Consider the following 4,449-nt stretch of genomic DNA (forward strand, 5'->3'; position numbering starts at 1 on the left):
TCGTCGACATCACCGAGTTGCCAAAGGACACCCAGACGCAGGTCAACCAGGTGATCGCCCAGCGCGGCGATGACGGCTTGAAGAAACTGCGCAGCTCGATCGATGCCACACCCAAGGTGAAGTCGGCGCTGGAGGCCAAGGGAATGACCTCTGCGCAGGTGGTCGCGGCCAGCATGGAACCCAATGGCGCACTGACCTTGATCACCAAGAAGGCGAGCTGACGAGACGGCACGGCGGGCCGGCATTCGGCCGGCCGGCCGGATCGGGAAAGGAACCTTCGCCGGGCGGCATTCGTTTTGTTCTTTTCGCGCTAACCCGCGTCCCGAAACGACTTCTCTCAGGAGCGAGCGATGGCGATCACTTCTTTCTCGACCGGAATGCGGGCAGTCGCCGCCACGGCGTTCCTGGCGGCTGCTGGTCCTGCTACCGGATTGAAGGCGCAAGGGCTCGAAAGCACGGAGACCGTCAACCGCATCGTCGGCTCGCAGGTCAAGCAGGAAGAGGCCAAGGCCACCGCTGAGGCCCGCAGCGTCAACACGGCGATCGACCGCACGCGTGAAAACATCGGTACGGTGCGCAAGACGTCCAAGCTCGACAAGGTCGACATCGTGTTCCTCACCGACGCCGCGCGCAGCGAAGGCGGCCCGCCGCCGGAGATCGAAAGCAAGGTCAAGCAGCATCAAGACGACATCACGGAGCTGCGCAAGGAGATCGAGGCCAACGCGCTGCTGTTCAACGCCATCGAATCGCGGCGCGTGCAGGCGCAGGATGTCCTCGCCGTCGAATTCGATGATCCCGGGAAGGTCGTCATCTACGCCGCGGCCAAGCCATCGAACTGAGCTGAGCGCGCTGGAAGATCTCACAGCTTGCCCATCACCTTCTGCTGAAATCCGTAGACCTCGCGTTTGCCGCCGAGCGGCACCAGCGTGACGTCGCGCTCCTGGCCCGGCTCGAAACGCATGGCCGTGCCTGCGGCAATGTCGAGACGCATGCCCCTGGCGCGCTCGCGGTCGAATTTCAGCCCCTCATTGGTCTCGAAGAAATGGTAGTGGCTGCCGACCTGGATTGGCCGGTCGCCGCTGTTGGCGACTTTCAGGGTGACGGTCGGCAGGCCCTTGTTGAGTTCGATGTCGCCGCCCACCGTGATGATTTCACCAGGGATCATGGTCGCCCTCACACGATGCCGAAGGCGAGACTGATGCCGATCGCCGCACAGGCGGCACCGGCAGCACGGGCCACTCCACGGAACCGGATGCCGAGACTGAGACCGGCAGCGATGCCGGCGGTATGCAGCAACAGCGTGGCGATGGCAAAGCCGGCCATGTATTCAAGCCCGCCGGCATTCTCCGGCACCTCGGTGCCATGCGCGTGGCCGTGGAAAAGTGCGAACAGGCCGATGATGGCGACCCCGGCCGAGACCGGCAGATCGATCGCCAGCGCCACCAGCAGCCCGAGCGTCACGACCGATGCCAGTATGCCCGGCTCGACGAAGGGCAGCGGCATGTGCAGCATGCCCAGCGCGCCGCCAACCAGCATGACGCCGACAAAGGCCGCCGGCCAGGCAAGAACCGCCTTGCCGCCCTTGAGCGCCGCCCACAGCCCGACCGCGACCATCACCGTCATGTGATCGAGCCCGGAAAGCGGGTGCATGAAGCCGGCCGTGAAGGAGGAGGCCGTGCCGATGCCGACATGAGCATAGGCCGGCATGGCAGCGGCCAGCAGCAGGATCGCCGACAGGCAGAGGCGTTTGGCAGGGATCATTCTATTTGCCTTTCGTTTTGCTCGGTCTGGTGTTTACGCCGCCTTGCTGGGACCGTAGCCTTCAGCCTTGAGAACACGTCTGCTCGACGCCGGATATTTCTTCAGCATCGCTGGCGGGCGGATCGGCCGCGCCGAAAAACCACCGCCGCAATTGGGGCAGATGCCGCCCGACACCTGTTCCACGCATCCGGCGCAAAAGGTGCACTCGAAGGTGCAGATCAGCGCATCCGTCGCTTCGGGCGGCAGGTCCTTGTCGCAGCATTCGCAGTTGGGACGCAGCTCCAGCATCCTGTCCTCCTCAACGGATCGGTTCGTGCACGGTCACCAGCTTGGTGCCGTCGGGAAAAGTCGCCTCGACCTGCACGTCATGGATCATCTCGGCGATGCCTTCCATGACTTGCGCGCGGCTGACGACATGAGCGCCGGCTTCCATCAGTTCGGCGACCGGACGGCCGTCGCGGGCGCCTTCGACGACGAAGTCGGTGATCAGCGCGATCGCTTCCGGATGGTTGAGCTTGATGCCGCGTTCGAGCCGCTTGCGCGCCACGATCGCCGCCATGGCGATCAGCAGCTTGTCCTTTTCCCTCGGCGTCAGGTTCATGCGTTTCCCTGGATTGGTAGAGACAGGCCTATAGTGACCATAATTTGGGCAACCCCGCCCTTCCGTTAAGCAATTCGACGAGTGGAACCAGCCGCTGGCGCAGCCGGTAGCCGTCCCCGGCGTAGAGCCTCGCAAGAAGCTTGCCAGATTTCTTCACGCTCCAGACGCTGGCGCTGCCGTGGTCGCCGACGATCTCCAGAACCCGGTCGAGCAGGGCCTCGGCGCGTGGCGACACCAGAAGCAGCGTCGCCACCGCAATCGCGCCGCCGGCAACCGCCGGGCGGTCGAGCGTGGCGGCGATATCGGGTCCGATGCGGAAATCCTCGGCATGAATGAGGGCGCCATCCTGGCGCACACGCCAGCGGTCATGGAAGTCGCCCTGCGTGGCGCGTTCGCCCATCGCCAGGCGGCCGAAAACGGCGGCTTCCAGCACCAGCGCCTCGGCGCCGACGGCAAGCTCGACCTCGAGCGTGCGGGCAAAGGCCGCCCGGTCGAAGGCGATGGTTTCCTGCGGCAGCCAGGCGATCCGGCCATTTTCGCCGACCGACAAATTGACTCGCACTTCGGCACGGTTGGATGCCGCCCGGTAGATCTTCTCGCAGGCCTGCGTGGTGATCGACGCCGAAGCGGCCGCGCCGACATCCACCTCCCAGGCGATACGGTCGCCGCCGGTCATCCCGCCGGCGGTGTTGATCAGCACCGCTTCGAGCGGATCGGTCGAGACGGCCGGCATTCTTATCTTGGCGGCGCCGTCCTGATAGAGGCGCCGCAGGCGCGTGCGGCCCTCACTGAGGGCGCAGGAAAGCCGCGCGACGCCCGCAACGCGCTGCGTCGAAATCCCGTCATGTTCGCCGTTAGGTTCGCCCATATCCATGCCTGCACGTTAAGCACTCCGTCGGCTTTGTCGATATGGAGTTCGATATAGCTTGTTGCTTGACAACGTTTCGGTTTCTATAGAGGGAACCACCTTGGTACGGTCATGCTGCGCTTGGCGAGGGTATTAAACGACGACGGTGGCTTGATACCAGGAGAAAAAGGGGCGCTGCTCAGTTGGCGTCGGGAAACGTCGAGATAGTGGGGAAGGAACCGAATGGCCGACCAGCTGGCAACGGATATCATCGCGAAGATCAAGGCTCATGCCGAGCCCGGCGGCGAAGAAATCACCACCACCACCGAATTGACCTCGCTTGGCATCCATTCGCTCGAGCTGACGGAGATTATCTTCGATCTTGAGGAAGAGTATGGCATCGAGATCGAGATGAACACGGTCGACGCCTGGAGCAATCTGAAGAATGTCGGCGACATGGTCGAAGCTGTGCGCGCGCTGATCGCGAAAAAAGCCTGAACTGAATGCGGCAGCGCGTTGTCATCACCGGCATGGGCGGCATTTGCGGGCTCGGCACCAGCGCGCCCGCGATCTGGAACGAGATGCGCGCCGGCCGCTCGGCCATCGGCCAGATCACAAGTCCCCAGCTGCATGATTTGAAGGTCAAGGTCGGCTGCGAAATCAAGGCACTTCCCGATCACGGAATCGACCGCAAGCAGACCGTGTCGATGGACCGCTTCAGCCTGCTGGCGACGATCGCAGCCAGAGAAGCCATGCAGCAGGCCGGCCTGGTTTCGAATGAAGCCACCACCTATCGGATGGGCACCGTCGTCGGTGTCGGCGTCTGCGGCTGGGAGGCGATCGAAGAGAGCTATCGCGCCATCCTGATCGAGGGCAAGAACCGCGCCGGTATCTTCACCGTGCCAAAGGTGATGCCAAGTGCGGCCTCCGGCCACGTCAGCATGAATCTCGGCCTGCGCGGCCCGGTCTTCGGCGTCACCTCGGCCTGCTCGTCGTCCAACCACGCCATCGCCTCGGCCGTCGACCAGATCAGGCTTGGCCGCGCCGATGTGATGGTCGCCGGCGGCACCGATGCGCCGCTGGTCTGGGGTATTCTGAAGGGCTGGGAAGCGCTGCGGGTGCTGGCACCCGACACTTGCCGGCCATTCTCGGCAGATCGCCAGGGCCTGTCGCTCGGCGAGGGCGCCGGCATGGCGGTGCTGGAGAGCTACGAACACGCCATGGCGCGCGGTGCCACCAT

General features: G+C 64.2%; 8 protein-coding genes and 1 pseudogene. 4 read left to right on the forward strand and 5 right to left on the reverse strand.

Features of this window, described 5'->3' with window-relative positions; translation table 11 throughout:
• Together EN749_RS31310 and EN749_RS31315 are read left to right on the forward strand one after the other, a co-directional pair.
• Positions 1 to 221: pseudogene (locus EN749_RS31310) on the forward strand (hypothetical protein); the annotation flags it as partial.
• Between the two features lie 129 nt (positions 222 to 350).
• Complete coding sequence (locus tag EN749_RS31315; protein ID WP_128289907.1) at positions 351 to 839, forward strand: hypothetical protein; 489 nt, start codon at positions 351 to 353, stop codon at positions 837 to 839.
• Positions 840 to 859: 20 nt separating this feature from the next.
• On the opposite strand, the gene EN749_RS31320 is transcribed toward EN749_RS31315, so the two are convergent.
• Genes EN749_RS31320 through EN749_RS31340 form a run of 5 tightly spaced genes read right to left on the reverse strand, consistent with a single transcriptional unit; the run spans position 860 to position 3,230 of the window.
• Complete coding sequence (locus EN749_RS31320) at positions 860 to 1,165, reverse strand: urease subunit beta (protein WP_027040029.1); 306 nt, start codon at positions 1,163 to 1,165, stop codon at positions 860 to 862.
• A gap of 8 nt (positions 1,166 to 1,173) precedes the next feature.
• Positions 1,174 to 1,761 (reverse strand): HupE/UreJ family protein, encoded by a 588-nt coding sequence (locus EN749_RS31325; RefSeq protein WP_128364605.1) that lies wholly within the window; start codon positions 1,759 to 1,761, stop codon positions 1,174 to 1,176.
• A 33-nt stretch (positions 1,762 to 1,794) separates the two neighbouring features.
• Positions 1,795 to 2,049, reverse strand: a complete 255-nt coding sequence (locus tag EN749_RS31330) for a DUF1272 domain-containing protein (RefSeq protein ID WP_128364606.1) — start codon at positions 2,047 to 2,049, stop codon at positions 1,795 to 1,797.
• Between the two features lie 10 nt (positions 2,050 to 2,059).
• On the reverse strand, positions 2,060 to 2,362 hold the full coding sequence (locus EN749_RS31335) for an urease subunit gamma (protein WP_127808314.1): 303 nt from the start codon (positions 2,360 to 2,362) through the stop codon (positions 2,060 to 2,062).
• Between the two features lie 28 nt (positions 2,363 to 2,390).
• A complete protein-coding gene (locus EN749_RS31340) occupies positions 2,391 to 3,230 on the reverse strand; it encodes an urease accessory protein UreD (RefSeq protein WP_127808313.1) in 840 nt (279 codons plus the stop codon).
• Positions 3,231 to 3,452: 222 nt separating this feature from the next.
• Between EN749_RS31340 and EN749_RS31345 the strand changes: the two genes are divergently transcribed.
• Together EN749_RS31345 and EN749_RS31350 are read left to right on the forward strand one after the other, a co-directional pair.
• The gene (locus EN749_RS31345) at positions 3,453 to 3,707 is read left to right on the forward strand and encodes an acyl carrier protein (RefSeq protein WP_013528393.1); all 255 of its coding nucleotides are present in this window, start codon (positions 3,453 to 3,455) and stop codon (positions 3,705 to 3,707) included.
• A gap of 5 nt (positions 3,708 to 3,712) precedes the next feature.
• Positions 3,713 to 4,449 (forward strand): beta-ketoacyl synthase N-terminal-like domain-containing protein (locus tag EN749_RS31350; protein ID WP_281061934.1); only part of this gene is annotated, 737 nt, incomplete at its 3' end.

It is taken from the genome of Mesorhizobium sp. M7A.F.Ca.ET.027.02.1.1 (genome assembly GCF_004022985.1).
Lineage (GTDB): Bacteria > Pseudomonadota > Alphaproteobacteria > Rhizobiales > Rhizobiaceae > Mesorhizobium.